Consider the following 26,718-nt stretch of genomic DNA (forward strand, 5'->3'; position numbering starts at 1 on the left):
TTGGGTCGGGAGCGAAGCCGGGCCGAGACGGCGAAGGCCGGGCGCGACCCGAAGAAGAAAGACAAGACGGAGGAATCCGCAACGACCCCTCAGGTGTCGGCGGGGGGACCGATCACGAGCATCGCCGCCGAGCTGCGCGAGCTGGCGTCGCTGCGCGACGCCGGAATCCTGACGCAGCAGGAATTCGAAGAGCAGAAAAAGCGCCTGCTTCCTGGCTGATCCGACCGACCATCGCCCTTGCCGCCCGCGCGTATAGATCAGTGGTGACGCGCTCCGGTTTGAGGCACAGTGGGCAGTGACGCTCGAGTGAAGGTGCCTATGGAGAAGTCGTCGGCCGGCCACGGCCCCGGTGCCGTGCAGATGCGCGTGGCGGCGTTGCTCCGCTACCCGGTGAAGTCCATGCTCGGCGAAACGCTCGATGCCCTGTCGGTCGACGAGCGTGGTGCCGAGGGCGACCGGCGGCTGGCACTCGTGGACGGCGAAACCGGCCACGTGGCCAGCGCCAAGAATCCACGGCTCTGGCGGAGCCTCTTGACGTGCACCGCCCACGCGGGCGCCGAGGGCGTGAGCATCAGGCTGCCCGACGGGACGAACGTGGCCTTCGACGACCCCGGTGTCGACGAGCTGATCTCCCGATTGACCGGACGACCGGTCCAACTCGTGGCCCAGCGGCCCGAGGGGGCGACGCTGGTCCGCCCCGATCCGGAGAAACTGCTCGAACTCGGTCTCGACGCCGAGGTCGACGGCCGTATCCTGCGGATCGCCCAGGCCACCCCGGGGGACTCGTTCACCGACGAAGCCCCACTGCACGCGATCACGACGGCAACCCTCGAGCACATCGGTGTGGAGGCTCTGCGGTACCGGCCGAATCTGGTGATCGCGACACCGCCGGACTATCCGCCGTACGCCGAAAACGACTGGGTCGGAAGCGATATCACCGTCGGTGAGGCGCGACTGCGGGTGCTGACCGCCACCTCCCGGTGCGTGGTTCCCACGCTCGAACACGGCGCGCTGCCGCGGGCCCCGCAGGCGCTTCGCATCCCCGCGAAGGAAAACCGGTTGAACACGGGCGGTCACGGGGCGCAGGCCTGCGCGGGCGCCTACCTCTCGGTGGTCACCAAAGGCGTTATCCGCGTGGGGGATCCGGTCAGCATCCAGCCGTAGCCACGGCCGTCGCCCACCCAGATTGCGCAACGCCGTGTCGAGTTCTTCGGCTTGCTCGGCCAGCTCGCGCCAGCCGGCGACGGTCACACTCCTGGCCGCATCGCCACCCGGATGCAGTTGTCCTTCTTGTTCTTGAACAAGTCGTAGGCCCGTACGCCCTCGTCGAGCGGCACGTCGTGGGTGATCAGTTTCGCCGGGTCGAGGTCGCCCTGCTCGACGTAGTCGAAAAGCCGGGTTATGTAGTTGATCACCGAATGGCCGGCGGGCCAACACTTTCCGTGTGGACCACCGCGTTCATGTCTCGCGGTCGCCCGGGGTGTCCTTAGTTTTCCGAGTTCGGTGTGGGGCTTTGCGCGGACTCCCACTTCGCCTCGAGGGACCTTTCCACCGCGGTGCCGGCGGCCACGTCGAGCTGAAAGGTCTCCCCGCTGTCGCTTTCCAGCGTGACGAGGTATCCCGCATCGGTGGAGTCTTTGAACACGACTTTGTAGGGCTGTGCACCGGAGCCGCGGTCAACGGCGATGATGTCGCCAGGGGTGACGTCGTCGATGAGGTCGTTACCGGAGGCTTTGGACATACCGTCGACCGTAGCCGATGTCCGTCCGCCGCCGCCGAGGCCAGGTCAGGGCTGCAGGAATGCCTTGATGGCACGCCGCTCGTCCATGGCCCGGTAGGCCTCGGCGACTTGTTCAAGCGGCAGGTGCAGGTCGAACACCTTGCCGGGATTGATTCGCCCGTCGAGCACCGACTCGATCAGGTCGGGCAGGAAGTGCCGGACCGGGGCGGGACCACCGCGGAGCCCGACCTGGGTCCTGAAGAGTTGCTCGCCGGTGATGCTGACGTCGTGGGGGACGCCCACGAATCCGACGAAGGCGCCGGGGCGGGCGGATTGAATGGCTTGCTGCATGGATTGGCCGGTGCCCACGCATTCCAGCACGGCGTCGGCGCCGACGCCCTCGGTCATGTCCTTGATGACGGCGACACCGTCGTCGCCGCGCTCGGTGACGATGTCGGTGGCGCCGAACTCGCGCGCCAGCTTCTGTCGGGGCTCGTGGCGGCTCATCGCGATGATCCGCTCGGCGCCCTTTTCGCGGGCGGCCAGCACCGCACACAATCCGACCGCGCCGTCACCGACGACGGCCACCGTCATGCCGGGAGCGACGTTGGCCGCTTCGGCGGCGAACCACCCGGTCCCCATCACGTCCGACAGGGTCAGTAGGTCCGGAATCGAGTCCTGGTCGGGTTGGTCGGGGAGTGCGACCAGGCTGCCGTCGGCCATCGGGATGCGCACCAACTCCGCTTGGCAACCGCTCATCAGCACCCCGTGCACACACGAAGTTTGAACTCCGTTGCGGCAGTTCGGACAGGTGCCGTCGGACGCGAAAAAGGATCCGATGACGAACTGGCCGGGCTTGACCGAGCTGACCTCGCTGCCAACGGCTTCGACGACGCCGCAGTATTCGTGACCGAACGGCTTGGGCTCGGGAACGGGGTTGATGCCGCGGTAGTCCCAGAGATCCGAGCCGCAGACGCAGGTGGCGGTGGTGCGGACGATGGCGTCGGTCGGGGCGACGATCTCGGGATCCGGGATGTCCTCGAAACGGACATCGCCGGCGCCGTAAATGACAGCTCCTCGCATAGTGCCTTCCCTCTCCCGGCGGTGGCGGCCGACCTACCCAAATCGATGGGTTTCAACCGCGCCTGGACGCCATTTGATGTTCCGCATCCGTCGAGTTGGACTCGATGGCCATGCCGGCAAGGGTAACGCCACGCCCGTCTTTCGCGCACGGCAAGGAGCCTTTGCCGCGAAAGATGTTGAGGCAGTTACCGATTCACGACCTCCGATCGCGGCGATGAAGTCCTGGCGATCAGTGACCCAGTTCACGTCGTGTTTGATCGGCCGGGTCCGTGGAATCCCCATGCGTGAACGAACGTTCTTGGCCAACGCCTCAAGGAGATTTCGATGAGTAAGCACAACAAGGCCGACGAAGCGCGTAGGGGCCTGATCGATTCGGTCAAAGGCAAAGCCAAAGAGGTCGTCGGCGCCGTCACGGGCAATGATTCGCTGACCGCCGAAGGGCAGCTCGAGCAGACCCAGGCGCACGAGCGCAAAGAAGCGAACGCAACCGAGGCGGTCGCCGAGGCTCAGGCCAAGCAAGCGCGGGATGACGCGGCCGAAGCGAAGGCGGACGGCGCCCAGCAACGCCTGGCGGCGAACGCCCACGCGGTCGCCGCGGAGGACTCGATCGAAGCCCGACAGGCCGCTCAGAGACGCGCGGCCGACCAGGCAGCGCAGCGGAGCGCCGCCTCGGAACAAACTCGGGCTGAGCTCGACGCACAGCAGCAGATACAGCGGGCCCGGGCCGACGAGCGAGAGGAAATCGGTGAGGCGACGCAGGACGTCGTCGATGCCGCCGCCCAGCATCAAACCTCGGTGCAGGTGGCCGCCAACGAAAAAGCGGAGGCCGATCGCCTTCGCCACCATGCCCGGAACGTGTCCGACGAAGCCGACCTGCCCTGAGGGCGGGCCACGTACAGGAGAAGATGATGAAGATATCCGACGCCCCGTTGGCAGTTCTGCGGTTTCACTACCAACTCGCCCGGTTCCCCTTGCAGTTGATCGAGGATCGGGTCGTCACCCGGATCCCGGCGGAAGCGCGTGCGCGACTGCTCTATGAGCGCTCGCTCGGCATGCTTGACAGCACGGTCGGGAATGCGCTCGGCGACCCGCAGCTGGTCGAGCGGGGAACAGCGCTCGTCGAACGCAGCGACGCGCTGGGACGTGCCGCGCAGCTGGAGGCGACCGCCGCGGTTAGGAAGAAGCAGGCCGACGCGAAGTTGACGGCTGCTCGTGAGGAGGCGATCGAGGAACGTCAGGAAGCGCAGGCGGCGACGGCTCAGGAGATCGCGCAGGCGCGCAATGCCGCCGAGGACCGCAAACGGCAAGCGGCACAGTCGGCCCAGAAGAAGAGCGCCTCGGCGAAGCAGCGCGTCGACGAGGTGGCCACCAAGCAGAAGGACGCGGTCGAATCGGCCAAACGACAGGTGGAGAACAGGACTCAGGCCGCCGAGCGCGCCGCGTCCAAGGCTTCCGCCGCCAAACTCGATGAGGCCGAGGACAAGCTAGGCGAGGCCGCCGGCAAGCGCGCCGAAGCGGATCGTGTCGCGGAATTGGCGGCCGCCGAAAAGCAAGAACGGCAGGAGCAGCGGGCGAACGACTGACCGCGGCTCAGGTGCGCGGCGCAGTTTGGTTGATCTTGTCGGCCGCGAACGTCGCGGCCTGGGCGGTCATCCCGGCGTCGATGTAGGACACGTGCGCCATGATGTTGCCGCCGCCGGAGCAGATCGGGTCATCGGGGGCGCACAGGCTGATGGTCTTGGCGCCGTAGGCCGGATTGATCGTCGGGAGCGGTTGGCCGCCCCACAACATGGTGGAGAAGCCGCTGGTGGGTTCGCCGAAGAGGGCGACGGCGGCCACATGATCGGCCGCCGAGGCGGGCAGCGAGTTGGTGGCGAGGTCGATCACCGTCGAGCCCTGCGAGTATCCGCCGAGCACGATCCGGGAGTTCGGGCAGTTGGCCACGGTGTCCTGGATGTGAGCGCTCGCGTCATTGGCGCCGGCGTTCGCGCTGTTGTGGTAGTCGTCGTTGGCCGGGTAGTTGACGGCGTAGACGTCGACGGACCGTCCGCCGAGCTGCGACGTGAGCGAGTCGACGAATGCCTGGCCGATGTTGCCGAGGCCGGGCTCCTGGTGGGTGCCGCGGGCGAAGACCACCGAGACGTCCGAGCATGGATCGGCGGCCGCGGTAGGAGCACCGATGGGTGCACTCAGCGCCGCCCACGCCGTCACCACCGAGATACCAACGAAGCGAGCAAGTCTGCGTGCATTCATCCCCGAATCCTGACACATGCTCCGCCCCGACGGTGGCGGTGGCCGGTTCTGCGGGATCCGTGAGGCGTCAGCGGCCACGCCACTGCGGTTTGCGTTTCTCGCCCCATGCCCGAAGACCCTCCGCGACGTCTTCGGTCGCGCCGGCCACCTTGCGCATGGTCTCCCCGAAGCGCACCGACTCGATCCAGCCCATGTCCGCGGTCCGCCAGGCCACCTCCTTGGTCGCCCGCTGGGCCAAGGGGGCGGCCTCGGTGAGGGTGCGGGCCCAGGCCTGCGCTTCGGCCTGCAGTTGGTCGGGCTCGACGAGTCTCCAGACCAGGCCGACCTCTTTCGCCCGCTCGGCGCTCATCGGTTTCCCGGTCAGCAGCAGTTCCATGGCGTTGGCCCAGCCCACCCGCTGCGGCAGCCGGATCGCCCCGACGATGGTGGGCACCCCGATCGAGACCTCGGGGAAACAGAAGGTGGCCTCGGTGCTGGCGATGACGAAGTCACAGAACAACACGCCGGTCACGCCGTAGCCGATGCAGGGACCGTGCACGGCGGCGATGGTCGGCTTGAAGAGTTCCATGCCGCTCTCGAACGAGTTGATTGTCGGTTTCTCCCAGAAGGTGCCGCCGAACGTGCCGACGGAGCCCTCGCCGTCCTTGAGGTCGCCGCCGGCGCAGAAAACGCTGCCGTTGGCCGTCAGGATCCCGACCCAGGCGTCCAGGTCGTCGCGGAAACGATCCCAGGCGGCGTTGAGGTCCTGGCGCAGCGCGCCGTTGATGGCGTTGCGCGCCTCCGGGCGATTCAGCGTGATGGTGGCGACGTGATCGTGCAGCTCATAGGTGACCAGGCTCATGACTGCAGACTATTGCGCCGGGCGCAGCGAGCACGCCATCAGCCGGGGGCTAACCGTCCTCATGGCGCGCGGGAGTGGTGGGAGTCGTCGGAAACGCCAAGGCGCCCAATGGCCTTCGCGGGCATCCGCTTGACGTCATCGAACCGCACGCTGACACGCTCAAAGGCCTTGACGCGTTCGGCCTTGACTTTCTTGGTGTAGGTCCTGCGGTCGGCGGGTGTGAGGTCCGCGTCGTCGCTGAACGCGCTGAGCAGCGCGCGCGGGTACAGCTTGTCCACCAAGACGACGTTCACCTCGGCGCACAGCACCAGCGCCACCGACGCGAGGAACAGAAAGGCCAACGCCCCCAACACCAGTGCGAACACACTGTTGGTCGCGCTGGCCCGCTTCACGGTGTGCGCAACGTAGCCCGCCCCGAACCACTGCAGCATCTGCCAAATCAAGGCCGCGGCGACCGCGCCGGGCAACACCTGCCGGTAGGTCAGTGCCCGCGCGGTCGTCACGCGGAAAGCCACCAGGCAGATCAACGCGTTGATCGCGACGGCGGCGAGCGCGAGGCCGACGGTTTCGGCGATGCCGACGGCGCCGGCGGCGTGTCCGGCCGCGGCCAACACGGTGGCCGCGATGGCCGCCGAACCGAGCACCAACAGCAGCAGGGCGCTCCGCAACCTGGACCGAATGGGGTTGGGCCGCTTGTGCTTCGGGACCGCCCACACCGAATCCATCGCGTTCTGCAGCGCTTGTCCCACGCCCAGCCCGCCGTAGAGCGCCCCGAGCAGGCCCACGACCACGCCCACCGTGCCTCCGCTGAGCCCCTCGGGGTGATGCAGCTGGCTGCCGAGGACGGGGAACTGGCTCAGCGTGCTGTGCAGCACCTGCGCCTGTAGATCGGGTCGGCCGGCCAGCACCACTCCCAGCGCGGTGGTCAGCAGCAATAGCAGCGGGAACAGGGATACCAGTCCGTAGTAGGTGAGCAGTGCGGCGAGGTAACCGCCTTGGTCGTCGTTGTATTTGTAGATGACGGCGACGATCACGCCGACGGTTCGATTCCGCCGCTGCAGCCCGTCTAACCAACCGACCATCGCCGATCACGTCCCCCGCACAAGCCCACAACAATTCGCTCGCGAGGTCATACCCGAATTCGGCCGACGTCAATCGTGCTGGTCGCCGTGGGGTTTTGGGGCGCCGCCCGGGTGGGTGCCTATCGTGTGCGGGGTGGCCGAACCGTCTGTAGCGCAGTTGCGCAACGAGCTCGACGGCCTGACCTTGCGCGACGCCGCCCGCATCGGCAGGCGCCTGAAGAGCCTCCGCGGTGCCCCGCCCGAGAAGCTGCGGCGGCTCGCCGACGAGATCGCGGCGGCCCGGCCGATCATCGCGGCCCGCCGCGCCGCCGTCCCGAACGTCTCCTATCCCGACCTGCCGGTCAGCGAACGGCGGCAGGAAATCGCCGATGCGATCCGCGCGCATCAGGTGGTGGTGATCGCGGGGGAGACCGGGTCGGGCAAAACCACCCAGCTGCCCAAGATCTGCCTGGAGGCAGGCCGCGGCATCCGCGGAACCATCGGGCACACCCAACCCCGCCGGCTGGCCGCGCGCACCGTCGCCCAGCGCATTGCCGACGAGCTGGGCAGCCAGCTCGGCGAGACCGTCGGCTACACCGTGCGGTTCACCGACCGGGTCAGCGATCGCACGCTGGTCAAGCTGATGACCGACGGCATCCTGCTCGCCGAGATCCAGCGCGACCGCCGCCTGCTGCGCTACGACACCCTGATCCTCGACGAGGCCCACGAGCGCAGCCTGAACATCGATTTCCTGCTCGGCTATCTGCGCGAGTTGTTGCCGCGCCGGCCCGATTTGAAGGTGATCATCACGTCGGCCACCATCGAGCCGCAGCGCTTCGCGGACCATTTCGGCGGAGCGCCGATCATCGAGGTGTCCGGGCGGACGTACCCGGTGGAAATCCGCTATCGGCCACTGGAAGTCCCTGTGCCGGTTGGATCTGACGATGATCCCGACGACCCCGACCACGAGATCGTCCGCACCGAGACCCGCGACGAGGTCGAGGCGATCGTCGACGCCATCGGTGAACTGCAGGCCGAGCCGCCCGGGGACGTCCTCGTCTTCCTCTCGGGTGAACGCGAGATCCGTGACACCGCAGAGGCTTTGAGTGGGCTCAAGCACACCGAGGTGCTTCCGCTGTACGCCCGGCTGCCCACCGCCGAGCAACAAAAGGTGTTCGCGCCGCACACCGGCCGCCGCGTCGTGCTGGCGACCAACGTCGCCGAGACGTCGTTGACCGTGCCGGGGATCCGCTACGTCATCGACCCGGGCAACGCCCGGATTTCGCGCTACAGCCGCCGCCTGAAGGTGCAGCGTCTACCGATCGAGCCCATCTCCCAGGCGTCCGCGGCGCAGCGCGCCGGCCGGTGTGGCCGGGTCGCGCCCGGTGTCTGCATCCGGCTGTACTCCGAGCAGGACTTCGCGTCCCGGCCGCGCTACACCGAGCCCGAGATCCTGCGGACGAACCTCGCCGCCGTGCTGCTGCAGATGGCGGCGCTGCAGCTCGGCGACATCGACGAGTTCCCCTTCCTCGATCCGCCGGACCGGCGCAGCATCCGTGACGGCGTGCAACTGCTGCAGGAGCTCGGCGCGTTCGACGGCCAGGGCGCGATCACCGAGCTCGGCCGCCGCCTCGCCCGACTGCCCGTCGACCCGAGGCTGGGCCGGATGATCCTGCAGTCCGAGACCGAGGGGTGCGTGCGCGAAATGCTGGTACTGGCCGCCGCGCTGACCATCCCGGACCCGCGGGAACGGCCGAGCGACCGCGAGGAGGCCGCCCGCCAACAGCACGCCCGCTTCGCCGACGAGCACTCCGACTTCATGTCGTACCTGCGCCTGTGGAGCTATCTCCGCGAACAACGGAAAACGTTATCCGGCAACGCGTTTCGGCGGATGTGCCGCTCCGAATTCCTGCACTACCTGCGCATCCGCGAATGGCAGGACCTGGCGGGGCAGCTGCGCAGCATCGCCCGCGACCTGGGGATCGTCGAGGACACCTCCGACGAGCCCGCCGATCCGGCCCGGGTGCACGCGGCGCTGGTCGCCGGGCTGCTGTCGCATGTGGGCATGCGCCGCGAGGACACTCGCGAGTATCTGGGCGCACGTAACGCGAACTTCGTGCTGGCACCCGGCTCGGCGCTCACTAAACGACCGCCGCGCTGGGTCGTGGTGGCCGAGCTGGTCGAGACCAGCCGCCTGTACGGGCGCACCGCCGCGCGCATCCAGCCGGAGGTCGTCGAGCGGGTCGCCGGCGACCTGGTGCAGCGCAACTACAGCGAGCCGCATTGGGACGCCAAGCGCGGCGAGGTGATGGCCTACGAGCGGGTGACCCTGTATGGGCTGCCGCTGGTGGCGCGCCGCCGCGTCGGGTACGCCCGCATCGAGCCGGTGCTGGCGCGGGAATTGTTCATCCGGCACGCCCTGGTGGAAGGGCAGTGGCAGACCCGCCATCACTTCTTTCGCGACAACGCCCGGTTGCGGGCCGAGCTCGAGGAGCTCGAGGAGCGGGCCCGCCGCCGCGACCTACTGGTGGGCGACGACGACGTCTACGCGCTCTACGACGCCCGCATCCCCGCCGAGGTGGTCTCGGCGCGGCATTTCGACGCGTGGTGGAAACGCCAGCGGCACAAGACACCCGAGCTGCTGACCTTCACCCGCGCCGAGCTGTTGCGCACCGACGACAAGGCCGACGCCGATCGGCCCACCACGTGGCGGACGGGTGACGCCGCGCTGCCGCTGACCTACCGGTTCGAGCCGGGAGCCGCCGACGACGGGGTCACGGTGCATGTACCGATCGACGTGCTGGCGCGCTTGGGTGGCGACGAGTTCGCGTGGCAGGTACCCGCGTTACGCGAGGAACTGGTGACCGCGCTCATCCGCTCACTGCCGAAAGACCTGCGCCGCAACTTCGTTCCCGCCCCCGACACGGCCCGCGCGGTGCTGGCCGCGATCGACCCGGCCGGCGAGCCGCTGCTGCCGGCGTTGCGGCGCGAATTGCGCCGTCGCACCGGGATTTCGGTACCCGTCGACGCCTTCGGCCTGGACAAGCTGCCGCCGCACCTGCGGGTGACGTTCGCGGTGGAGTCCGCCGACGGCGTTGAGGTCGCCCGCGGCAAGGATCTGCGCCAGCTGCAGGAACGCCTTACGGCGCCGGCCCGCCAAGCCGTCGCGCATGCAGTCGCCGCCGAGTTGGAGCGCACGGGATTGCGCACCTGGCCCGACGATCTCGACGAACTGCCCCGCGTCGTCGAGCGCGCGATCGAGGGACGCACGGTGCGGGGCTTTCCCGCGTTCGTCGACACCGGCGGGGCCGTCGACCTGAAGGTGTTCGCGACGTCGGAGGAACAGGATCGGGCGTTGGGCCCCGGCCTTCGGCGGCTGGTCCGGCTCAGCGTCCCCTCTCCAGTGAAAGCACTTGCGCGTCAACTTGATCCGCGCACCCGATTGACGCTCGGCGCCAACCCCGACGGCGACCTGCCCGCCCTGCTGGAGGACTGCGCCGACGCCGCGACCGACGCGCTCCTCACGGCACCGGCGTGGACACTGGGGGAGTTCATCGCATTGCGGGAACGGGCGGGAAAGACCCTGGCGCCCATGACCGCCGAGATTGTGCGGGGAGTCGAGCGCGTGCTGGCCGCCGCCCAGGAGGTGCAACTCGTGCTGCCCGCCAACCCGTCGCCCGCGCAGGCCGACGCGGTCGCCGACGTGCGCGCCCAGCTGGACCGGCTCTTGACGCCCGGCTTCGTCACCGCCACCGGGCGCGCGCACCTCGCCGATCTCACCCGCTACTTGGTCGCGATCCGTCGCCGCCTGGATGGGCTCGCCCGTGGCGTTCAGGCCGATCGGGAGCGCATGGATCGGGTGCACGCCGTGCAGGATGCCTACGACGAACTGCTGCGTGAGCTGCCGCACGCGGCGAAGACGGCCGCCGATGTCCGCGAAATCGCCCGCCAGATCGAGGAACTCAGGGTGAGCCTGTGGGCCCAGCAGCTCGGCACGCCGCGGCCGGTCAGCGAGCAGCGGATCTACCGCGCCATCGACGCCGTCCGCGATCGCTCCTGATTCTTTTCCCCGCCACTTTCAACCTATAGCGCACCCGGGGGCTTGCCGCAAGACCCGGGTGGTGACGCAAAATCGCTGTCCGAAACCGAAATTCGGGAGGAACGGGGTGGCGAAGTGGGTGTTTCGCAAACGTCGGAGGAGTCGCGTGGCGAAATCGAACATGGGGTGCTCATCGCTGGCGGCGGCCCGACGGGGCTGATGCTGGCCGGCGAATTGGGTTTGGCCGGGGTCGACGTCGCGATCGTCGAGCGGCGCGCCAACCAGGACTTGATCGGCTCGCGCGCCGGCGGCCTGCACGCCCGCACCATCGAAATCCTCGACCAGCGCGGCATCGCCGACCGGTTCTTGTCGCAGGGTCAGGTGGCGCAGGTGGCGGGTTTCGCCCAGATTCGGCTGGACATCAGCGACTTTCCCACCCGCCACCCGTACGGACTGGCGCTGTGGCAGAACCAGATCGAACGACTTCTGGCCGAGTGGGTCGGCGAGCTCGGCGTGCGGATCTACCGCGGCCGGGAGGTCGCGACTCTTACCCAAGACGGCACGGGCGTCGACGTCGTGCTCTCCGATGGCCGGGCGATGCGGGCGGGATATCTCGTCGGGTGCGACGGTGGACGCAGTGTCGTTCGCAAAGCGGCCGGCATCGAATTTCCGGGGTGGGATGCCACGACGAGCTATCTGCTTGCCGAGGCCGAAATGGATTTCAAGGACGGCCAATCCCCACCATGGGGTATCCGCCGGGACGCGCGCGGTGTCCATGCCCTGTCCAGCACCGAGGCGGGCGGACCGGTGCGGATCATGGTCACCGAACAGCACCTTCAAACCGGGGGCGAACCCGCACTGCACGAGTTGAGCCAGGCGCTCGTCGCCGTCTACGGGACGGATTACGGAATCCACAGTCCCCGTTGGGTTTCGCGATTCACCGATGCCGCCCGGCAGGCCTCATCCTATCGCGACGGACGCGTGCTGCTGGCCGGCGATGCCGCCCACGTCCACCACCCGGTGGGCGGGCAGGGGCTGAACACCGGCGTCCAGGATGCGGTGAACCTGGGGTGGAAGCTGGCCCAAGTGGTCAACAAAACCTCGCCCGACAGCCTCCTCGACACCTATCACACCGAACGGCACCCGGTCGCCCAACGGGTGCTGCGCAACTCGATCGCGCAGCTGGCGCTCCTTCGTGCGGACGACGGCACAGAGGCCCTGCGGGACACCATGTGCGAGCTGCTGGGCATGGAGGAGCCCCGCAAACGGTTCGCCGCGATGATGTCCGGACTGGACATCCGGTACGACCTCGGACAGGGGCACCCGCTTCTGGGGCGCCGCATGCCCGACCTGGACCTGGTCACCGCTGACGGTCCGCTGCGGGTGTTTGCCCTGCTGGGCGGTGGCCGGCCCGTGCTGCTCAATTTCGGCCAGGCCGGGTGCATCGACCTCGCGCCGTGGGCGGGACGGGTGCGCGTGGTCGACGCGAAACACGCTGGGGATTGGGAACTTCCGGCGCTGGGGACGGTGAGCCCGCCGGCCACGGTGTTGGTTCGGCCGGACGGATACGTTGCGTGGGTCGGCGAGGGGGCCGACCCGGCGCTTCGTGATGCCCTCAGCGTCTGGTTCGGACCACCCGCGGGGTGACGGGCGCGGGTCGCGAGCCGGCGAATCGGTGACTTGTTTTGCCCCGCGCACGGTGTATCGTGCGTGTTCCTTGATCATGAGCAGGAAGCACGCACCGTGGACATGGCAAGCGACCAATCGTCGACACCGCCGCTGAATTGGGCCGAAGCCCAACCCCTGCTGAGGCCGGTGCTGCGGCCGCAAAGCTACGCCAATCAACTGGTCAACACCGGGGCGCAGCCCTGGGTGCGCCCGGTGTTCCCGCACATCAACGAGATGGTCGTCGTCGACCTGCCCACGGTGCGGGCCATGGTGACGACGGCCGAAACCGGCGCGTGGGGCATCACCGGCGATCAGGCGTTCGCGGTGGCCCGGGAGAATCTGACCGCGCGGCAGCAGAGCTTCACACCGGGCGAAAAGTACCTGTTGAAGGACGACGACGGCGCCAGCTACGTCGACTCGATGATTTTGGCCGCGGGGTGGCTGGGTTCGCTGGCGGTAGCGGGCGGGCCTCGACCTCTGGTGTTCTTCCCCGGGGACGGGGCGTTGGTGCTGGGCACCGACGCCCCGGACGAGGTGCCCGAGCTCTTCGAGGCCGCCGAGCAGCTGTACCTCGAGGCCGAACAACCCGTCTCGCCCCAGGGCTACACCATCGAGGGCGCCGTCATCGTCCCGTTCGACCAGGCCGGCCCGCACCCGCTGCGCAGTTTTGGCCTGACGGCTCGAAGCCTTTTGGCCGCAAGGGAATACCAACATCAGACCGAATATCTGCGGGCGCATTACGAGCGCGAACTATTCCCGCAATACGTCGGCGAGGCGCAGGTGATCGACACTCCGTGGGGGCGGCGCACGACGACGGTTTGGGGGGAGGGCCCGGCCTGGGAGCTGCCGCACACCGATTACGTCACGTTTCTCATCGGCGATCCGTCGAACGTGACGGACAAGTTCACCGTGCCGTTCGCCACGGTGGTCGACGTGGTGGGCATCCTTCCCGTTGCGGGGATCACCCCCGTGCGATTTCGCGCCAACGAGTGGCCGGCGGCGGAAACGCTGGCGACGCTGAAAGCTCACGCCGTAGATCTGCCGAGCGGATGACCCGCTAGTCCGGCGGCTCGGTGTCCGAGCCTCGGACGGCGGCATGCTCCCGGTCGCTGGGCTTACCGGGGACGTCTTCGGCTTCGCGGTCCTCGGCGACCTTCTCCTCGAGCCGATCGACGATGTTCTCCAGCTCCTGAGCGCGGCTCAATGGGTCTTTGTCGGGTCTTGTCATGTCGCTTTCCGTTGGCTTGGTGAGGGGCGAACCCCGATGCCGGGAGCCCGCCGCTATCCCATACCCGATCGTGCGATCGCTAACCGAGCCGGCGGGCAGGAGACATAGGCGACAGAGCGCCGCGACGGTGGAATTATCGCAAGGGTGGCCACCGCGAAACCTCAGACCATCTCGTATCCGGCGCCCGACGCACGCCCGCGCCGCCACCATGCCGATCCGCTGGACCCCCACGTCATCGTCCTTTTCGGGGCGACGGGGGATCTGGCGAAGCGAAAGCTGCTCCCCGGTCTGGCGTACCTGGACCAGTCCGAGCTGGCACCCGACATCCAAATCGTCGCCACGTCGCTGGAGGATTTGACCGACGACGGATTCCGGGACCTCGCCAAGGACGCGATCGATTCGTTCGGCACGCACAAGCTCACGCCCGACCAATGGGCGAACTTCGCGAACATCATCACCTACGTCCCGCAGGGCGCCGGACCCGAAGCGCTGGCCGCCGCCGTCGCGGAGGCCGAAGCCAACCTGGGCGCCAAGGCCCGGCGATTGCATTACCTGTCGGTGCCGCCCAAGGCGGCGCGCGCGGTGATCAGCATGCTGCGCGACGCGAAACTGGTCGAACGCTCACGGGTGGTGATGGAGAAGCCTTTCGGCACCGATCTGGCCAGTGCGGTGGCGCTCAACGACTTCGTGCACGAAACCTTCGAGGAATCCCAGATTTTCCGTATCGACCACTTCTTGGGCAAAGAGGCCGCCCAGAACATCTTGGCGTTCCGCTTCGCCAACGGTCTGTTCGAACCGATCTGGAACCGCAACTTCATCGACCACATCCAAATCGATATCCCCGAAGCTTTGGGCCTGGATCAACGGGCGAGCTTCTACGAAGAAACCGGCGCCTACAAGGACATGGTGGTCACCCACCTGTTCCAGGTCATGGCGTTCGTGGTGATGGAGCCGCCGACGGCGCTCGAACCGTTTGCGATCAGCGAAGAGAAGAACAAGGTGTTCCGGTCGATGCTGCCGGTCAAGCCGTCGAATGTGGTTCGCGGCCAGTACCAGGGGTATCGCGACGAAGCCGGGGTGGCAAGGGATTCCGACACCGAGACGTTCATCGCCCTCAAGGTCGGCATCGACAACTGGAGGTGGGCCGGGGTGCCCATCTACCTGCGGACGGGTAAGAAGATGGCCGAAGGCATCCGCGTCATCTCGATCGCGTTCAAGGAGGCCCCGCGCACGATGTTCCCGCCGGGATCCGGAGTGGGAACCCAAGGCCCGGATCACCTCACGTTCGACCTGGCCGACAACTCGAAGGTGTCCCTGTCGTTCTACGGCAAGCGGCCCGGCCCCGGCATGAAGCTGGACAAGCTGTCGATGCAATTTTCGTCGCAGGAGATCGAGACGGTCGTGGATGTGCTGGAGGCCTACGAACGACTCATCCTCGACGCGATGCGCGGCGATCACACGCTGTTCAACACCGCCGAAGGCATCGAATCGTTATGGGAGCGTTCCGAAGAGCTGCTCACCGATCCGCCCGCGGTCAAGCTGTACCAGCCGGGGACGTGGGGGCCCAACGCGATTCACCAGTTGATCGCCCCCAACGCGTGGCGGTTGCCGTTCGAGCGGGAGTGGCGCGACGCCAGGCCCTGATGGGGGCGGCTCAGCTCAGTTCGGCGCTGAGATAACTGATGGCGTGGCGGAATTCCTTGAGGATCTCGTTGTCCGGCACCACGAAACCGTAGTCGGCATATACCTGTTCGGTGGGGTGGCGGGTGACGTTCCAGCCGGTGTCGGCCAGGTGCTCGGCGGCCGGACGGCGCGCGCCGAGCCAGACGAGTTCGGCGACGTCGATGTCGAGCCCGTGTTGACGCCAGGTGTTGCGCATGGCCCGCGCCCGTTCGTCGGTGAACACGCTCATATCGGTGATGTTCTCGGTGGCCAGGCGGCTGCCCGGCGCGCTGAGCGCGGTGATGTTGTCCAGCAGCCTGTCTTGGGCTTCCGGCGGCAGGTAGGGCAGCAGGCCTTCGGCGATCCAGGCGGTCGGGGAGTTGGTGTCAAACCCGCTGTCGCGCAGGGCGGTTGGCCAGTCATCGCGCAGATCGATGGCGACGGTGCGGCGCTCGGCGGTCGGTTCCGCGCCGAGCCGGGCGAGCGTGTCGGTCTTGAAGGAGATGACCTCGGGCTGGTCGACCTCGAAAACGACGGTGTCCGCCGGCCACGACAACCGGTAGGCCCGGGCATCGAGCCCGGCGGCCAGGATGACGGCCTGGCGCGCGCCGGCCGCCGTCGCGGCGCGGAAGAAATCGTCGAAGAACCTGGTCCGCACCGTCATCTGCTCGCGCCGCTGCTGCAGCGTCATCGGCGAATCGTCGCTGTCGAGCGGGATTTGGCCGTCCAGCATCCGGGTGAAAAAGGGGTGTCCGACCGCCCGCACCAACGGCTCGGCGAACCGGTCGTCGAGCAGCGGGTCCGGCTCGCGGGAAGCCAGCGCCCGGGAGGCCGCCACCATCGTCGCGGTCGCCCCCACGCTCGACGCCAGGTCCCAGCTATCGCCCTCGGTCCGTGCCGAATCAGTCGATGACATCCGTTTTCCCCTTCCGGGATCCAGTCGCCGCGTCGGCCGATCAGGCCCGCATTTGCGCGATGCGCGCGCCGCCACCCGCGACGACACATCGGTACCCGCAACGGTACTTTCTGCCTATGCCGCGGTCACCCCGCGCCCACCGCCTTGACCGCATTCCCGTGACGCTCGACGACAGGAAGTGAATCACGCTATGGCACCGACCTTGCGCCCGCGCCGATCCGCCCTGTACCTACCCGGAAACAAACCCCGGGCGCTGGAAAAGGGCAAATCGCTGCCGGCGGACGTGCTGATATTCGACCTCGAAGATGCCGTGGGGCCGGACGCGAAGGCCGAATCGCGGGCGTCGGTGTGCGAGGCGATCTCCTCGCAGAGCTACCGGCCGCGTGAGGTCGTAGTGCGCATCAACGGGCTGGACACCGACTGGCACAGCGACGATCTGGCCGCGGTGGCGGGGTCGGCCGCCGACGGTGTGCTGGTGCCGAAAGTCGAGACGGGCCAACAGGTTCGGGCGCTGGCCGACGCGCTCGACGCGCTGGGCGCCCCGAAGGCGTTGCAGCTGTGGGTGATGATCGAGACGCCCCGGGCGTTTTTGAGGGCCGAGGAGGTCGCGTCGGCCAGCGAGCGGCTGGCCGGGCTGGTGGTCGGCACCAATGATCTCGTCAACGAGTTGCACGGCCTGCACGTCCCCGGGCGCGCGCCCGTCGTGCCCGCGCTGGGCATGGCCCTGTTGGGAGCGAGGGCGGCCGGAAAAATCATCTTGGATGGTGTGTTCAACGACATCACCGACGAGAGCGGATTCCGGGCCGAGGCGCGGCACGGCCGCGAAATGGGATTCGACGGGAAGACCCTGATCCACCCGTCGCAGATCGCCCCGGCGAACGAACTGTTCGGCCCCTCGCAGGAGGAGCTGGACGACGCCCGCAAGGTCGTGTCGGCCTACGAGGAGGCGCGGGCCGCGGGCACCAGCGTCATCACGGTCGACGGCCGCATGATCGAGAGCCTGCACGTGCGCGACGCCCAGCGGATTCTTGCCCTGGCCGATTTGATCGCGGAGATGGAAACCGCTTCCTAGCTCGGATTAACCCGGGCCGGGCGGTCGGGCGCGGCCACACGGTAGGTTGTACGCGATTCCCGACGACTCGAGAGGAGACAAGGTGGGCGAGACCGCGGCCATGGCCGAGGCCGACCGCACGTGGATGATCGACACGCTGCTCGCGCTGCTGCAGACCCCGAGTCCGTCGGGGCGCACGGACGCGGTGATGCAGCTGATCGGCGACATCCTCGACGACTTCGGCGTGCCGTTCACGCTGACGCGGCGCGGGGCGCTGACCGCGGAGCTGCCGGGGGAGTCGGCGACCACCGACCGGGCGCTGGTGGTTCACTCGGACACCATCGGCTGCATGGTGCGCGACCTCAAGGACAACGGACGCCTGGAGCTGGTTCCGGTCGGCACCTTCTCGGCCCGGTTCGCCGCGGGAGCCCGCGTGCGCATCTTCATCGACGACCCCGACGAGTTCATCACCGGCACCGTCATGCCGCTCAAGTCCAGTGGCCACGCGTTCGGCGACGAGATCGACACCCAACCCACCGACTGGGACCACGTCGAGGTTCGCATCGACCGCAAAGTGTCCTCGCGCGAGGACCTGCTTCGTCTCGGCCTGCAGATCGGCGACTTCGTGGCGTTGATCACCAGCCCCGAGCTCACCGCCGACGGGTTCATCGTGTCGCGTCACCTGGACGGGAAAGCGGGTGTCGCGATCGCGCTCGCCCTGGCCAAGAACTTCTCCGAGAACAAGGTGGTGTTGCCGCACCGCACCACGATCATGGTCACCATCACCGAGGAGGTCGGTCACGGGGCCAGCCACGGGCTGCCCGCGGACGTCGCCGAGCTGGTGTCCGTGGACAACGCGGTGTGCGCGCCCGGGCAGCACTCGCTCGAGGACGGCGTGACGATCCCGATGGCCGACATGCACGGCCCGTTCGACTACCACCTGACCCGCAAGCTCTGCCGCCTCGCCCAGGAGCGGGGAATCCCGTTCGCCCGCGACATCTTTCGCTACTACCGCTCCGACGCCGCCGCGGCGATCGAGGCGGGGGCGAACACCCGCGCCGCGCTCGTCGGCTTCGGCCTCGACGGCAGCCACGGCTGGGAGCGCACCCACATCGATTCGCTGGAAGCCGCGTACAACCTCCTGCACTGCTGGCTGCAGACGCCGTTGACGTTCGCCAAGTGGGACGCCAAGCCGACGGGCAGCCTGCGCGACTTTCCCTCGTCGAAGCAGCCCGCGCCCAGCGAGCGGTGGGTGCCGCTGTCCCGCGGCGATTACGAAAGCCCCGGCGAGGCGTCACCCGGGACACCCTGGCCGCCGTCGGAGGGACCCCAGGCCTAAGAGCCGCGGGCCATCCGGTCGGCGCGCCAGCAGCGGGACTGCATGGGGACGTCGATCGCGTCGGCCGCTCCGAAGCGCTCGCGCAGCACGGCGCGGGCATTGGTGAGCCGGCGTTCGCGGTCCTCGGGTGACGCGGTGATGATCCTGCTGTAGGTGCCCACCATCTTGACGACGTCGTCGACCCGCATCGTGCGCACGAACGTGAACGCCTCGCGGGCCACATGGTGGAAGGTCTGCGGATCGGGGAGCGCGACGTTTTCGTGGAGCCGGCGGAAGCGCTCGGGTCCATCCGCATCGGTCTTTTCGTCGCCGGGCAGCAGGTCGAGGTCGCGGACCCAGTCCACGTCGCGATCTCGACTGGTCCAAATCAGCCCGAAGCGCCCGCCGTCGCGAAGTACCCGCCCGATTTCCGGGACCGCCCGTTCGGGATCCATCCAGTGCCACGCCGCCGAGACGAACACCGCATCCGCGGCACGGTCGGGGAGTGGGATCGACTCTCCGCTGCCCTCGACGACGCGGACACCGGGGGACCGGTCGGCCAGGACCGCCCGCATCCGGGCGTCGGGCTCAACGGCGATGACGTGCGCCGCCCGGCCGATGAGCGTGCGGGTGAACAAACCCGTGCCCGCGCCGACGTCGACGGCCACGTCGCACTCCGGCGGCATCAGCCAGTCCACCGCCTCCCGCGGGGCCTGCGGCCGTAGGCCGTCGTAGTCCTCGGCGATGGCTCCGAACGACATTGCACGCGCTTGACGATCAGTCACACGCGACAACGTAATTCAGCTCGCTATGCAAAACGTGAGAAAGGATCGCGCGTCACCAGAGTGCGCTGTGATTGACGAGCGCATCGGCGATGAGGCCGACGCCGAAAACCAGAAACAAAAGTCGCACCGACATGGGCCCGTAGCGGGTGAGCACGCGTATCAGTCCCCGCTGAATGCGGGCGGCCCGCGCCGTGCGTCTCATCGACAGTGCAAGGATCGCCAGCGGTGGCGACACCGCGATTGCGCAGTAGGTGATGATGACCAGCGGCCACAGCGGCGGTCGTGGATGCAGCGCGGCCAGCATGGCCAGGCCCGTGAGGTACGGCACCGCGGTCGGCGCCTGTCCGCTTCCCACCGCTAGCCCGAGGAATCCGAGCAGCCACGGGCGTTTGCGCATGGCCGCCATTGCCCAGCCGGGAGCCGCGGATTGCGCGGTCAGCGGGAAGTACGCCAAGCAGATCAGCACGATTCCCAACAGCAGTTCGCCGCGAAACCGGATGGCCGGCGTGAGGCGGAAATCGAGCGCCTCGGTGATGAAGCTGATTCCCAGCACCGTGCACAGGCCGAACGTGGTCGTCACGGCAAACACGCCCGCGACGAAGCTCAAGGCGCCCGGGATGGGGGAACGGCGGCTGAGCCGGCTATCGAAGATGACCGCCGAGACGACGCCGACGTTGAGGACGTTGAGTGAATCGAGAAACGCCAGGCCCGCAAGGGCAAGTATCAGAGCCGCCACGCGCCTGTACCGGGCCTAGCGTGCGGATTCGCCGGGCGCCCGGAAGCGGCTGGGCACTGACCACGGCGACACGATCAAAGCGGCGATCATGCTGCAGACAATACGGTCAGACGGGAGCGCGCAGGCAGGGGGCGATGGTGTCAGCGCGGGGGATCCGCGGCATGATCGAGTCGTCGGCGACGTGGCTGACGCATCCACACAACGACGGCACATCGAATCCGGAGGTGCGCCACCGATGACCGCGCTTTCCCCGCAGGGCCTTCGCGAATACCTCATCGGGGCTTGGACGTTGGAGTCCTATCAAAGCTCCGCGGGTGAATTCCGCCAAATAATCTGACTCCCAATGGCACTCGGACGTAGATCACCGAACCCCCCTCGCCGACGTCAGGAGCACTGAATGGGACTGCTCGACCGTAAGACCGCCGTCGTCACCGGCGCCAACTCCGGGATCGGGCTCGCCACCGCCGAGCGATTCCTCGCCGAAGGCGCCGAACGGGTGTTCATCACGGGACGGCGCCAACCCGAACTCGACGCCGCGGCAAGCCAATTGGGTCCTCGTGCCACCGCCGTGCCCGGCGACGTCGGCATTCCGAAGGACCTGGATCGGCTCTACGCGGAGGTCGCGTCCGCCGGCAACGGCCTCGACATCGTCATGGCCAATGCCGGGGCGACCAGGGTGGCGCGGCTGGGGGAGATCACCGACGATGACCTCGACGCACTGCTGACCACCAACGTCAAGGGGGTCGTGTACACCGTCCAGAAGGCGCTGCCGCTGCTCAACGACGGCGCCTCCATCATCCTGACGGGCTCCACCACCGCGGACCGCGGCCGCGCCGGGCTGAGCATCTACGCCGCCACCAAAGCCGCCGTCCGGTCACTGGCCCGCGCCTGGGCCAACGAGCTCGCCGACCGCAAGATCCGGGTCAACGTCATCGTCGCCGGATCCACCGCCACCCCGGGAAGCGATGTGCTGGCCGCGCAAACCAACCCCGACGCCTCCATCGAGGAGTTCCGCGCCGGCCGCATCGCGACCATCCCGTTGGGCCGCTTCGCCGATCCCATCGAGATCGCCAATGCTGCAGTGTTTTTGGCGAGCGATCTGTCCAGCTTCACCACCGGATCCACGGTGACCGCCGACGGCGGATTCAACCAAGTCTGAAGCGGAACACCCCGCGGCGGGCGCCCCTGAGGTACTCACCGCAGCGTGGAGCTAAGCGCTTCGTATACCTGCGCTAATCGCGCGAAGTGCGAACGCCGACGGCCGCGGCCCTCTACAGTTCGACAAATAGCGAACGCCGCGCACTGACACTTAAGGGAAAACGAGATGGCGAAAAGTGTTGCCACCAAGAATGACAACGAGAAGATCGTGGTCGATTTTATACATGCCGCTTACGGCGAGAGCATGGACGTCGACGCGATGACCGCGCTCATGGCCGACGACTTCGTGTGGCAACTCCACGTTCCTCTGTCTCCGGTCGTGCGGGGCCGCGACGCGGCGCGCGCAGAACTCGAGAAGCACAGCACGCTGTCAACCGGCATGATCGAGGGGAGCGAGATCCGCACCATCGTGTCCGACGGCGACACCGTCATCGTCGAACGAGTCGACGTGAACTCAATGAATGGCGTGGCCGTCACGTTCTACGTCACCGCGATTTTCGAGGTTCGCGACGGCGCGATCACTCATTGGCGAGAGTATTGGGACACCGCCCACGTCGCGCAGCAACTCGGCATCGATCCCGCGCTGATGTTCGCCCCGTTGAGCAATTAGCCGACGGTGCAGGGCCTTTGGCGGCCGTCCTAGCCCGATGCGCCGAGGACCTTGATCGCGAAGACGAGCGTGTCGCCCGGCCGGATTCCGGCGCTGGGCTGACCTTCGGGGTAGCCATCGGCGGGGACCATCGCGACGGCGACGGTGGACCCGACCTTTTGTCCCGCGATGGCCTTTTGGAAGCCCGGCACGACTCCGGTCAGCGGGAAGTCTACGGGGGCGCCGCGTTGGTAGCTGCTGTCGAACACCGACCCGTCGCGACCATTGACGCCCATGTAGCAGACGGAGACCTTGGCGGTGCTCGGGACCACGGGTCCATCTCCGGCGCGCAGCGTGTGCACCTGGGTCTGGGTCACGGCGAACGGCGCCGTCACGGTCACCCGCGGGGCCGTCGTATCGGTAGACCCGGTGACAGCGACGCTCCCCGTGTTCCCGGCGAGGGTCCAGTCGGGCGTTCCGCCATTCTGCGGGGCCGCGGTTGGGCACGAGTCGGCCGCGTTTGCCGTGCCCGATCCAGCGAGCAGGAGAGCGGTTGCCGCGGCACTGGCCGCGAGGGCCACAGACGAATACATCCGGAAGGAGTTCACGACCGTCACGCTACAGCGACGCATGGCGCCCCTTCGTCGTAGCCCGAGTCCATGGTCACGGCCTACGTCGTCGTTTCGGGTCTGAAGCTTTTGTATTACTGGATTGCACGAACCGACCAACGTTTATCGGCAACAATGTCCGGACAAATTACAGAGAGCCCGCCATTACACAATCAGACAAATGCGCAATAGCGCTTTTTTCTGCCGCCAGTCACGTTCGGTAAGTAAAGTTGCGGCGACGACGAGCGCGGTGCCCCGGCAATTCCCTCCAGTGTGATGTAACTAACAGTTTCGATTCGGCTCTAGTGTTGCCCACATTGCCAAATGTACGCTAACGCGAGCCGCGAAAGCCCCTCTGACGTGCGCGTATGGTTGCCCTTTCATGCGCTGCTATTAGTAGACATTCGTGGAATAACGCCATCGATATTGATCGAGTGTCCCTTAGTAGACGTTTGTTAAATAGTCGTTCCGTAGGTGCCACACCCCTGTGGGTATGGTGCCCCAATCGCTGCGGCCACCGGCAATTCCGCCGCGGCCTCGAGGAGGTTTTGTGGTCACATTTGGGACGGTCCATAACTGGGATCCGGGGACCGGGGCAGTCATTTCTTGGCATGCGACGCCGGCGGCACACCACAAGGCTCGGCAGGCACCAATAAGTGACGTTCCCGCAAGTTATCAGCAGGTTGAGCATCTTCGACGATTCAGCGACCATGCAACCCGCGGACTGGATATGACGCGCCTGAACGTCGGCGCCTGGGATATGCCGGGCACGTGCGAAATACCCGCCATGACCCAGGCGATCAACGCTCACCTTCGCCGGCATGACACGTACCACAGCTGGTTCACGTATCGAGCCGACGGCCACGTCGTCCGACACACCTTCAGCGATGCCACTGACATCGAATTTTCGCCGCTCGAGCGGGGCGAAATGACAGCAACCGAACTGCGCGCGCACATATTGGCCACACCGAGCCCGCTTCGGTGGGACTGCTTTACCTTCGGAGTTGTTCAGCACCCGGATCACTTCACGTTCTATATGAGCGCAGACGATTTGGTCATCGATGGGATGTCGGTCGGCGTGATCTTCCTCGAGATCCATTCCATGTACGCCGCGTTGGTGGGCGGGGTTCCCATGCAGCTGCCCGAGCCGGGCAGCTACGACGAGTACTGCGTTCGACAGCATCAGCACACCGCGGCGCTGACTCTGCAGTCCCCGCAAGTGCGCGCATGGATCCGGTTTGCGGAAAACAACGGGGGAACTCTTCCGAGTTTCCCGTTGCCACTTGGTCATCCGTCGGTGCCGTGCGGAAGCGGCGTGGCCGTCGTACCGCTCATGGACGAGGATCAGGCAGAGCGGTTCGAGACCGTGTGCACGAATGCGGGCGCTCGTTTCAGCGGCGGCGTGTTTGCATGTGCAGCGTTCGCCGAACACGAGCTGACCGGCATCCAGACGTACTACGGGATCACGCCGTACGACACGCGCAGCACGCCGGCCGAATTCGCAACGCCGGGTTGGTTCGCCAGCTTTATCCCGGTTACCGTCCCGATCGCAGGACTGTCTTTCGGTGATGCGGTCACCGCCGCGCAGGCTTCATTTGATTCGGGAATCGATCTGGCCGATGCCCCCTTTGAGCGGGTCGTGGAGCTGGCTTCGTTTGGAGGGCAGATCAGAATGCCTGCGGGCAAACTCCATATGCTGTCGTACGCCGACGTGCGAGGGATTCCGCTCAGTTCTGAATGGGACGGTTTGAATGCTGGAATCTACGGCGACGGCAGAACGTCGGACGACGTGCGTATGTGGGTGAACCGATTCGAGGATGAGACCACCTTGACGGTCGCATTTCCGCAGAATCCGGTCGCCCGCGATTCGGTTGAGCGGTATGTCCGGGCGCTCAAGACCACGTGTCTTCGCGTCGCCGAACACGGGGCCGCGGTGGTACCCCGCCGCCGACGACCGGCGGCGGTAGTCGGCGCGGCGGCCACCAGATCGACGGCGAACCGGGCCGACGGCACTGGTCGTCTCGTGCAAAGCGCAGGGCTTCACCTGTAGACGACGGCGCTGGGCCAGTCCCCGATAAGCACCGAGCACAGGCCGTCCGCACAAATGGCCTGTTCGTACAAAATGGACAAAACAGCTAGAATGGCGGACATGCAGACCAAGCAGGGGAGCGCCATATCCACCGTCTCGTTCCGCAACCGCGACGGCAAGCTTGTCGATGTCCCCTCGGTGACCGCCAGCCGCCTCAAAAATGAGTTCGGCAGCGTCTTCGATGAGGCCGCGGTCAGCGGGGCGGTGGTGATCACCAAGCACAACACCCCCAGGGCCGTGCTGCTGTCGTACGCCGAATTCGAGGCTTTGGCCGCGACGGCGGCACCCGCGCTCGACGATCTCAGCGAGCGGTTCGACGAGCTGTTGGCGACGATGCAGGCGCCGAAGGCCAAAGCCGGGGTAGCCGCGGCATTCGACGCCACACCGGACGAGATGGGCGCCGCAGCGGTGAAGGCGGCACGCGCCGCGCAGCTGCGCTGATCCAACGCGGCCCGTGGCTCGCACGACAACGATGCCGGCGCAGATACACGTGTTGGCAGGCGTCAACGGCGCCGGCAAGAGCAGTGTCGTGGGCGCGACGATCCGCGATAAGGGCGGCGAGTACTACAACCCCGACGAGGCCGCACGCCAGATCATGGCGGCCAACCCCGGGCTGGGACAGGCCGACGCTGACGCGGCAGCATGGGAACAGGGCCGGAGGCTGCTGCAGCAGGCGATTGATCAGGGCCTCGATTTCACCTTTGAGACCACGCTCGGCGGCAACACGATGCCGGGACTGCTGGCTGAGGCCGCCAAGCGCGGACTCGAGGTCCGCGTTTTCTATGTGGGGCTCGACAGCGCGGATACGTGCATCGCGCGGGTGCGACAACGGGTCCGCGCCGGCGGGCATGACATTTCCGACGCCGACATCCGCCGCCGTTATCGCCACAGCCTGATCAATCTCGTGAAATTACTGCCCGCACTCACCGCGCTGCGGGTGTATGACAACTCTGCGAGCGCCGATCCCACAATCGGGCAGGCACCGAAGCCGGCCTTGGTGTTGCACATGGACCGCGGGCGCATCGTCGGGCCTTCCGATCTGACCAACACACCGCCTTGGGCCAAGCCCGTCGTCGCCGCCGCGCTGGAGCTCGCGCAGAGATCGTGAACGGGAGCCTGGATTTCCGCCCCGCTCACCGTTCGCGATCTGCCACAAGGTATTGATCCCCATCGGCCGGCTCGGTTCGATATCCCCATACACGAGGGAAGGCACGCAAATGAAGGCACTCGTTCGCGTAACGGCTGCGAAGACTCGCGAACCTACCGGTCAGGATGAACGATGGCGGCGATGCGGACAGTGAGCCTGCGCCGATCCATCGCTGCGCCAATCGATGCGGTGTTCGACTGGCTCATCGACGGAAACAATTGGAGCGACATACCGGGGATGTTCTACTCTCGCGTCCGCCCGGTCGATGGCCCAGAACCTTTCGGGGTCGGCTCAATTCGTGAATTCGCCAGCTCGGGTTCAAAGGTCACCGAAGTCGTCACAGCGTTCGAACGCCCGCGCTTGATGAGCTATCAAGCCCTGTCAACCGTGCCCCCGGCGCAACACAGCGGCGGATCGGTGACGCTGCGAGAGGTGCCGGGAGGCACCGAAGTTCTGTGGACGACAACCTTCCGGCTCAAAAGCCCCGTCCTCGCTGGTTTCTTCACCCGGCTCTATGCACCGTTGATCGGATTGGGGATCCGCATGGTTCTGCGAACGGCGGAGCGGGCTTTGACTGGCGACCAAACGAATATCTGACGTCTCGCGGAGACCATCTCGAACACCGGTCACTCCTATTCATTATCACGCCGACGAGTTCACCCCTGTGCTGCAACAACATTGGGCGCAGCACCGCGCTTGACCGGCCACTCAGCCCCCGCCTTTGGCCTTGCTTTCTTCGAGTTGTCCGGGGCAGTAGGCTTTGGCG

At 67.0% G+C, this 26,718-nt stretch carries 26 protein-coding genes and 1 pseudogene; 16 read left to right on the forward strand and 11 right to left on the reverse strand.

Annotation, left to right across the window (positions count from 1 at the left end):
- The coding region (locus JF781_RS23545; protein WP_225341313.1) for an SHOCT domain-containing protein at positions 1-219 on the forward strand (219 nt) is incomplete at its 5' end.
- Between the two features lie 99 nt (positions 220-318).
- Entirely contained in the window at positions 319-1,164 is an 846-nt protein-coding gene (locus tag JF781_RS23550) for an MOSC domain-containing protein (protein ID WP_225328883.1), read from the forward strand.
- An 83-nt stretch (positions 1,165-1,247) separates the two neighbouring features.
- Here the strand turns inward: JF781_RS23550 and JF781_RS23555 are convergent.
- From JF781_RS23555 to JF781_RS23565, 3 genes and pseudogenes are all read right to left on the reverse strand, one after another.
- Positions 1,248-1,406 (reverse strand): annotated as a pseudogene (locus JF781_RS23555) (glutathione-dependent formaldehyde dehydrogenase); the annotation flags it as partial.
- A gap of 80 nt (positions 1,407-1,486) precedes the next feature.
- Positions 1,487-1,741 (reverse strand): hypothetical protein, encoded by a 255-nt coding sequence (locus JF781_RS23560; protein ID WP_225328885.1) that lies wholly within the window; start codon positions 1,739-1,741, stop codon positions 1,487-1,489.
- 45 nt (positions 1,742-1,786) lie between these two features.
- Positions 1,787-2,803 (reverse strand): zinc-dependent alcohol dehydrogenase family protein, encoded by a 1,017-nt coding sequence (locus JF781_RS23565; protein ID WP_225328886.1) that lies wholly within the window; start codon positions 2,801-2,803, stop codon positions 1,787-1,789.
- A 324-nt stretch (positions 2,804-3,127) separates the two neighbouring features.
- On the opposite strand from JF781_RS23565, the gene JF781_RS23570 reads away from it, so the two are divergent.
- Positions 3,128-3,685: a CsbD family protein gene (locus tag JF781_RS23570; RefSeq protein ID WP_225328887.1), complete on the forward strand. Its 558-nt coding sequence runs from the start codon at positions 3,128-3,130 to the stop codon at positions 3,683-3,685.
- A gap of 26 nt (positions 3,686-3,711) precedes the next feature.
- A complete protein-coding gene (locus tag JF781_RS23575; RefSeq protein ID WP_225328888.1) occupies positions 3,712-4,386 on the forward strand; it encodes an IF2 family translation initiation factor in 675 nt (224 codons plus the stop codon).
- 7 nt (positions 4,387-4,393) lie between these two features.
- On the opposite strand, the gene JF781_RS23580 is transcribed toward JF781_RS23575, so the two are convergent.
- The 3 genes from JF781_RS23580 to JF781_RS23590 form a co-directional block, all read right to left on the reverse strand.
- Positions 4,394-5,056, reverse strand: coding sequence for a cutinase family protein (locus JF781_RS23580; RefSeq protein ID WP_225328889.1), 663 nt, complete (start codon positions 5,054-5,056; stop codon positions 4,394-4,396).
- Between the two features lie 67 nt (positions 5,057-5,123).
- Positions 5,124-5,897, reverse strand: coding sequence for an enoyl-CoA hydratase/isomerase family protein (locus JF781_RS23585; RefSeq protein WP_225328890.1), 774 nt, complete (start codon positions 5,895-5,897; stop codon positions 5,124-5,126).
- Positions 5,898-5,956: 59 nt separating this feature from the next.
- Positions 5,957-6,979, reverse strand: a complete 1,023-nt coding sequence (locus JF781_RS23590; RefSeq protein ID WP_225328891.1) for a YhjD/YihY/BrkB family envelope integrity protein — start codon at positions 6,977-6,979, stop codon at positions 5,957-5,959.
- A gap of 133 nt (positions 6,980-7,112) precedes the next feature.
- Between JF781_RS23590 and hrpA the strand changes: the two genes are divergently transcribed.
- The 3 genes from hrpA to JF781_RS23605 all read left to right on the forward strand — a co-directional run bounded on the left by hrpA (position 7,113) and on the right by JF781_RS23605 (position 13,718).
- Positions 7,113-11,018, forward strand: a complete 3,906-nt coding sequence (gene hrpA, locus JF781_RS23595; protein ID WP_225328892.1) for an ATP-dependent RNA helicase HrpA — start codon at positions 7,113-7,115, stop codon at positions 11,016-11,018.
- Positions 11,019-11,132: 114 nt separating this feature from the next.
- Positions 11,133-12,644 carry an FAD-dependent monooxygenase gene (locus JF781_RS23600; protein WP_308011568.1) on the forward strand — a complete coding sequence of 504 codons (1,512 nt, stop codon included), beginning with the start codon at positions 11,133-11,135 and terminating at the stop codon, positions 12,642-12,644.
- A gap of 96 nt (positions 12,645-12,740) precedes the next feature.
- On the forward strand, positions 12,741-13,718 hold the full coding sequence (locus tag JF781_RS23605) for a hypothetical protein (protein ID WP_225328930.1): 978 nt from the start codon (positions 12,741-12,743) through the stop codon (positions 13,716-13,718).
- Between the two features lie 4 nt (positions 13,719-13,722).
- Here the strand turns inward: JF781_RS23605 and JF781_RS23610 are convergent, their stop codons facing one another.
- Positions 13,723-13,893, reverse strand: coding sequence for a hypothetical protein (locus JF781_RS23610; RefSeq protein ID WP_225328893.1), 171 nt, complete (start codon positions 13,891-13,893; stop codon positions 13,723-13,725).
- A 144-nt stretch (positions 13,894-14,037) separates the two neighbouring features.
- On the opposite strand from JF781_RS23610, the gene zwf reads away from it, so the two are divergent.
- Positions 14,038-15,537 (forward strand): glucose-6-phosphate dehydrogenase, encoded by a 1,500-nt coding sequence (gene zwf / locus JF781_RS23615; RefSeq protein ID WP_225328894.1) that lies wholly within the window; start codon positions 14,038-14,040, stop codon positions 15,535-15,537.
- 10 nt (positions 15,538-15,547) lie between these two features.
- Here the strand turns inward: zwf and JF781_RS23620 are convergent, their stop codons facing one another.
- The gene (locus JF781_RS23620; RefSeq protein ID WP_225328895.1) at positions 15,548-16,471 is read right to left on the reverse strand and encodes a class I SAM-dependent methyltransferase; all 924 of its coding nucleotides are present in this window, start codon (positions 16,469-16,471) and stop codon (positions 15,548-15,550) included.
- A gap of 190 nt (positions 16,472-16,661) precedes the next feature.
- On the opposite strand from JF781_RS23620, the gene JF781_RS23625 reads away from it, so the two are divergent.
- Together JF781_RS23625 and JF781_RS23630 are read left to right on the forward strand one after the other, a co-directional pair.
- The gene (locus JF781_RS23625) at positions 16,662-17,543 is read left to right on the forward strand and encodes a CoA ester lyase (RefSeq protein ID WP_225328896.1); all 882 of its coding nucleotides are present in this window, start codon (positions 16,662-16,664) and stop codon (positions 17,541-17,543) included.
- An 82-nt stretch (positions 17,544-17,625) separates the two neighbouring features.
- Positions 17,626-18,861, forward strand: a complete 1,236-nt coding sequence (locus JF781_RS23630; RefSeq protein ID WP_225328897.1) for an osmoprotectant NAGGN system M42 family peptidase — start codon at positions 17,626-17,628, stop codon at positions 18,859-18,861.
- On the opposite strand, the gene JF781_RS23635 is transcribed toward JF781_RS23630, so the two are convergent.
- Together JF781_RS23635 and JF781_RS23640 are read right to left on the reverse strand one after the other, a co-directional pair.
- Positions 18,858-19,625, reverse strand: a complete 768-nt coding sequence (locus tag JF781_RS23635) for a class I SAM-dependent methyltransferase (RefSeq protein ID WP_225328898.1) — start codon at positions 19,623-19,625, stop codon at positions 18,858-18,860. The two genes, JF781_RS23630 and JF781_RS23635, sit on opposite strands and share 4 nt — an antisense overlap.
- A gap of 52 nt (positions 19,626-19,677) precedes the next feature.
- Entirely contained in the window at positions 19,678-20,361 is a 684-nt protein-coding gene (locus JF781_RS23640) for a GAP family protein (protein ID WP_225328899.1), read from the reverse strand.
- 397 nt (positions 20,362-20,758) lie between these two features.
- On the opposite strand from JF781_RS23640, the gene JF781_RS23645 reads away from it, so the two are divergent.
- Together JF781_RS23645 and JF781_RS23650 are read left to right on the forward strand one after the other, a co-directional pair.
- Entirely contained in the window at positions 20,759-21,520 is a 762-nt protein-coding gene (locus tag JF781_RS23645) for an SDR family NAD(P)-dependent oxidoreductase (RefSeq protein ID WP_225328900.1), read from the forward strand.
- Positions 21,521-21,685: 165 nt separating this feature from the next.
- A complete protein-coding gene (locus JF781_RS23650; protein WP_225328901.1) occupies positions 21,686-22,129 on the forward strand; it encodes a limonene-1,2-epoxide hydrolase family protein in 444 nt (147 codons plus the stop codon).
- Between the two features lie 29 nt (positions 22,130-22,158).
- Here JF781_RS23650 and JF781_RS23655 read toward each other — a convergent pair whose 3' ends face one another.
- Positions 22,159-22,701 (reverse strand): FKBP-type peptidyl-prolyl cis-trans isomerase, encoded by a 543-nt coding sequence (locus JF781_RS23655; protein ID WP_374109757.1) that lies wholly within the window; start codon positions 22,699-22,701, stop codon positions 22,159-22,161.
- A gap of 565 nt (positions 22,702-23,266) precedes the next feature.
- Here JF781_RS23655 and JF781_RS23660 point away from each other — a divergent pair.
- The 4 genes from JF781_RS23660 to JF781_RS23675 all read left to right on the forward strand — a co-directional run bounded on the left by JF781_RS23660 (position 23,267) and on the right by JF781_RS23675 (position 26,549).
- Positions 23,267-24,766: a condensation domain-containing protein gene (locus tag JF781_RS23660; protein ID WP_225328903.1), complete on the forward strand. Its 1,500-nt coding sequence runs from the start codon at positions 23,267-23,269 to the stop codon at positions 24,764-24,766.
- Positions 24,767-24,889: 123 nt separating this feature from the next.
- Positions 24,890-25,246 carry a type II toxin-antitoxin system prevent-host-death family antitoxin gene (locus tag JF781_RS23665; RefSeq protein WP_308011570.1) on the forward strand — a complete coding sequence of 119 codons (357 nt, stop codon included), beginning with the start codon at positions 24,890-24,892 and terminating at the stop codon, positions 25,244-25,246.
- A gap of 13 nt (positions 25,247-25,259) precedes the next feature.
- A complete protein-coding gene (locus JF781_RS23670; RefSeq protein WP_225328905.1) occupies positions 25,260-25,913 on the forward strand; it encodes a zeta toxin family protein in 654 nt (217 codons plus the stop codon).
- A gap of 171 nt (positions 25,914-26,084) precedes the next feature.
- Positions 26,085-26,549 (forward strand): SRPBCC family protein, encoded by a 465-nt coding sequence (locus JF781_RS23675; protein ID WP_225328906.1) that lies wholly within the window; start codon positions 26,085-26,087, stop codon positions 26,547-26,549.
- The last annotated feature ends 169 nt before the right edge of the window (positions 26,550-26,718 follow it).

Origin of the sequence: Mycobacterium sp. WUMAC-067, from assembly GCF_020217485.1 — a bacterium.
Lineage (GTDB): Bacteria > Actinomycetota > Actinomycetes > Mycobacteriales > Mycobacteriaceae > Mycobacterium.

Coding starts and splice junctions, on each gene's coding strand:
- JF781_RS23550 (WP_225328883.1), top strand. CDS start 319: ATGGAGAAGTCGTCGGCCGGCCACGGCCCCGGTGCCGTGCAGATGCGC.
- JF781_RS23560 (WP_225328885.1), bottom strand. CDS start 1,741: ATGTCCAAAGCCTCCGGTAACGACCTCATCGACGACGTCACCCCTGGC.
- JF781_RS23565 (WP_225328886.1), bottom strand. CDS start 2,803: ATGCGAGGAGCTGTCATTTACGGCGCCGGCGATGTCCGTTTCGAGGAC.
- JF781_RS23570 (WP_225328887.1), top strand. CDS start 3,128: ATGAGTAAGCACAACAAGGCCGACGAAGCGCGTAGGGGCCTGATCGAT.
- JF781_RS23575 (WP_225328888.1), top strand. CDS start 3,712: ATGAAGATATCCGACGCCCCGTTGGCAGTTCTGCGGTTTCACTACCAA.
- JF781_RS23580 (WP_225328889.1), bottom strand. CDS start 5,056: ATGAATGCACGCAGACTTGCTCGCTTCGTTGGTATCTCGGTGGTGACG.
- JF781_RS23585 (WP_225328890.1), bottom strand. CDS start 5,897: ATGAGCCTGGTCACCTATGAGCTGCACGATCACGTCGCCACCATCACG.
- JF781_RS23590 (WP_225328891.1), bottom strand. CDS start 6,979: ATGGTCGGTTGGTTAGACGGGCTGCAGCGGCGGAATCGAACCGTCGGC.
- JF781_RS23610 (WP_225328893.1), bottom strand. CDS start 13,893: ATGACAAGACCCGACAAAGACCCATTGAGCCGCGCTCAGGAGCTGGAG.
- JF781_RS23620 (WP_225328895.1), bottom strand. CDS start 16,471: ATGTCATCGACTGATTCGGCACGGACCGAGGGCGATAGCTGGGACCTG.
- JF781_RS23625 (WP_225328896.1), top strand. CDS start 16,662: ATGGCACCGACCTTGCGCCCGCGCCGATCCGCCCTGTACCTACCCGGA.
- JF781_RS23645 (WP_225328900.1), top strand. CDS start 20,759: ATGGGACTGCTCGACCGTAAGACCGCCGTCGTCACCGGCGCCAACTCC.
- JF781_RS23650 (WP_225328901.1), top strand. CDS start 21,686: ATGGCGAAAAGTGTTGCCACCAAGAATGACAACGAGAAGATCGTGGTC.
- JF781_RS23655 (WP_374109757.1), bottom strand. CDS start 22,701: ATGTATTCGTCTGTGGCCCTCGCGGCCAGTGCCGCGGCAACCGCTCTC.
- JF781_RS23675 (WP_225328906.1), top strand. CDS start 26,085: ATGGCGGCGATGCGGACAGTGAGCCTGCGCCGATCCATCGCTGCGCCA.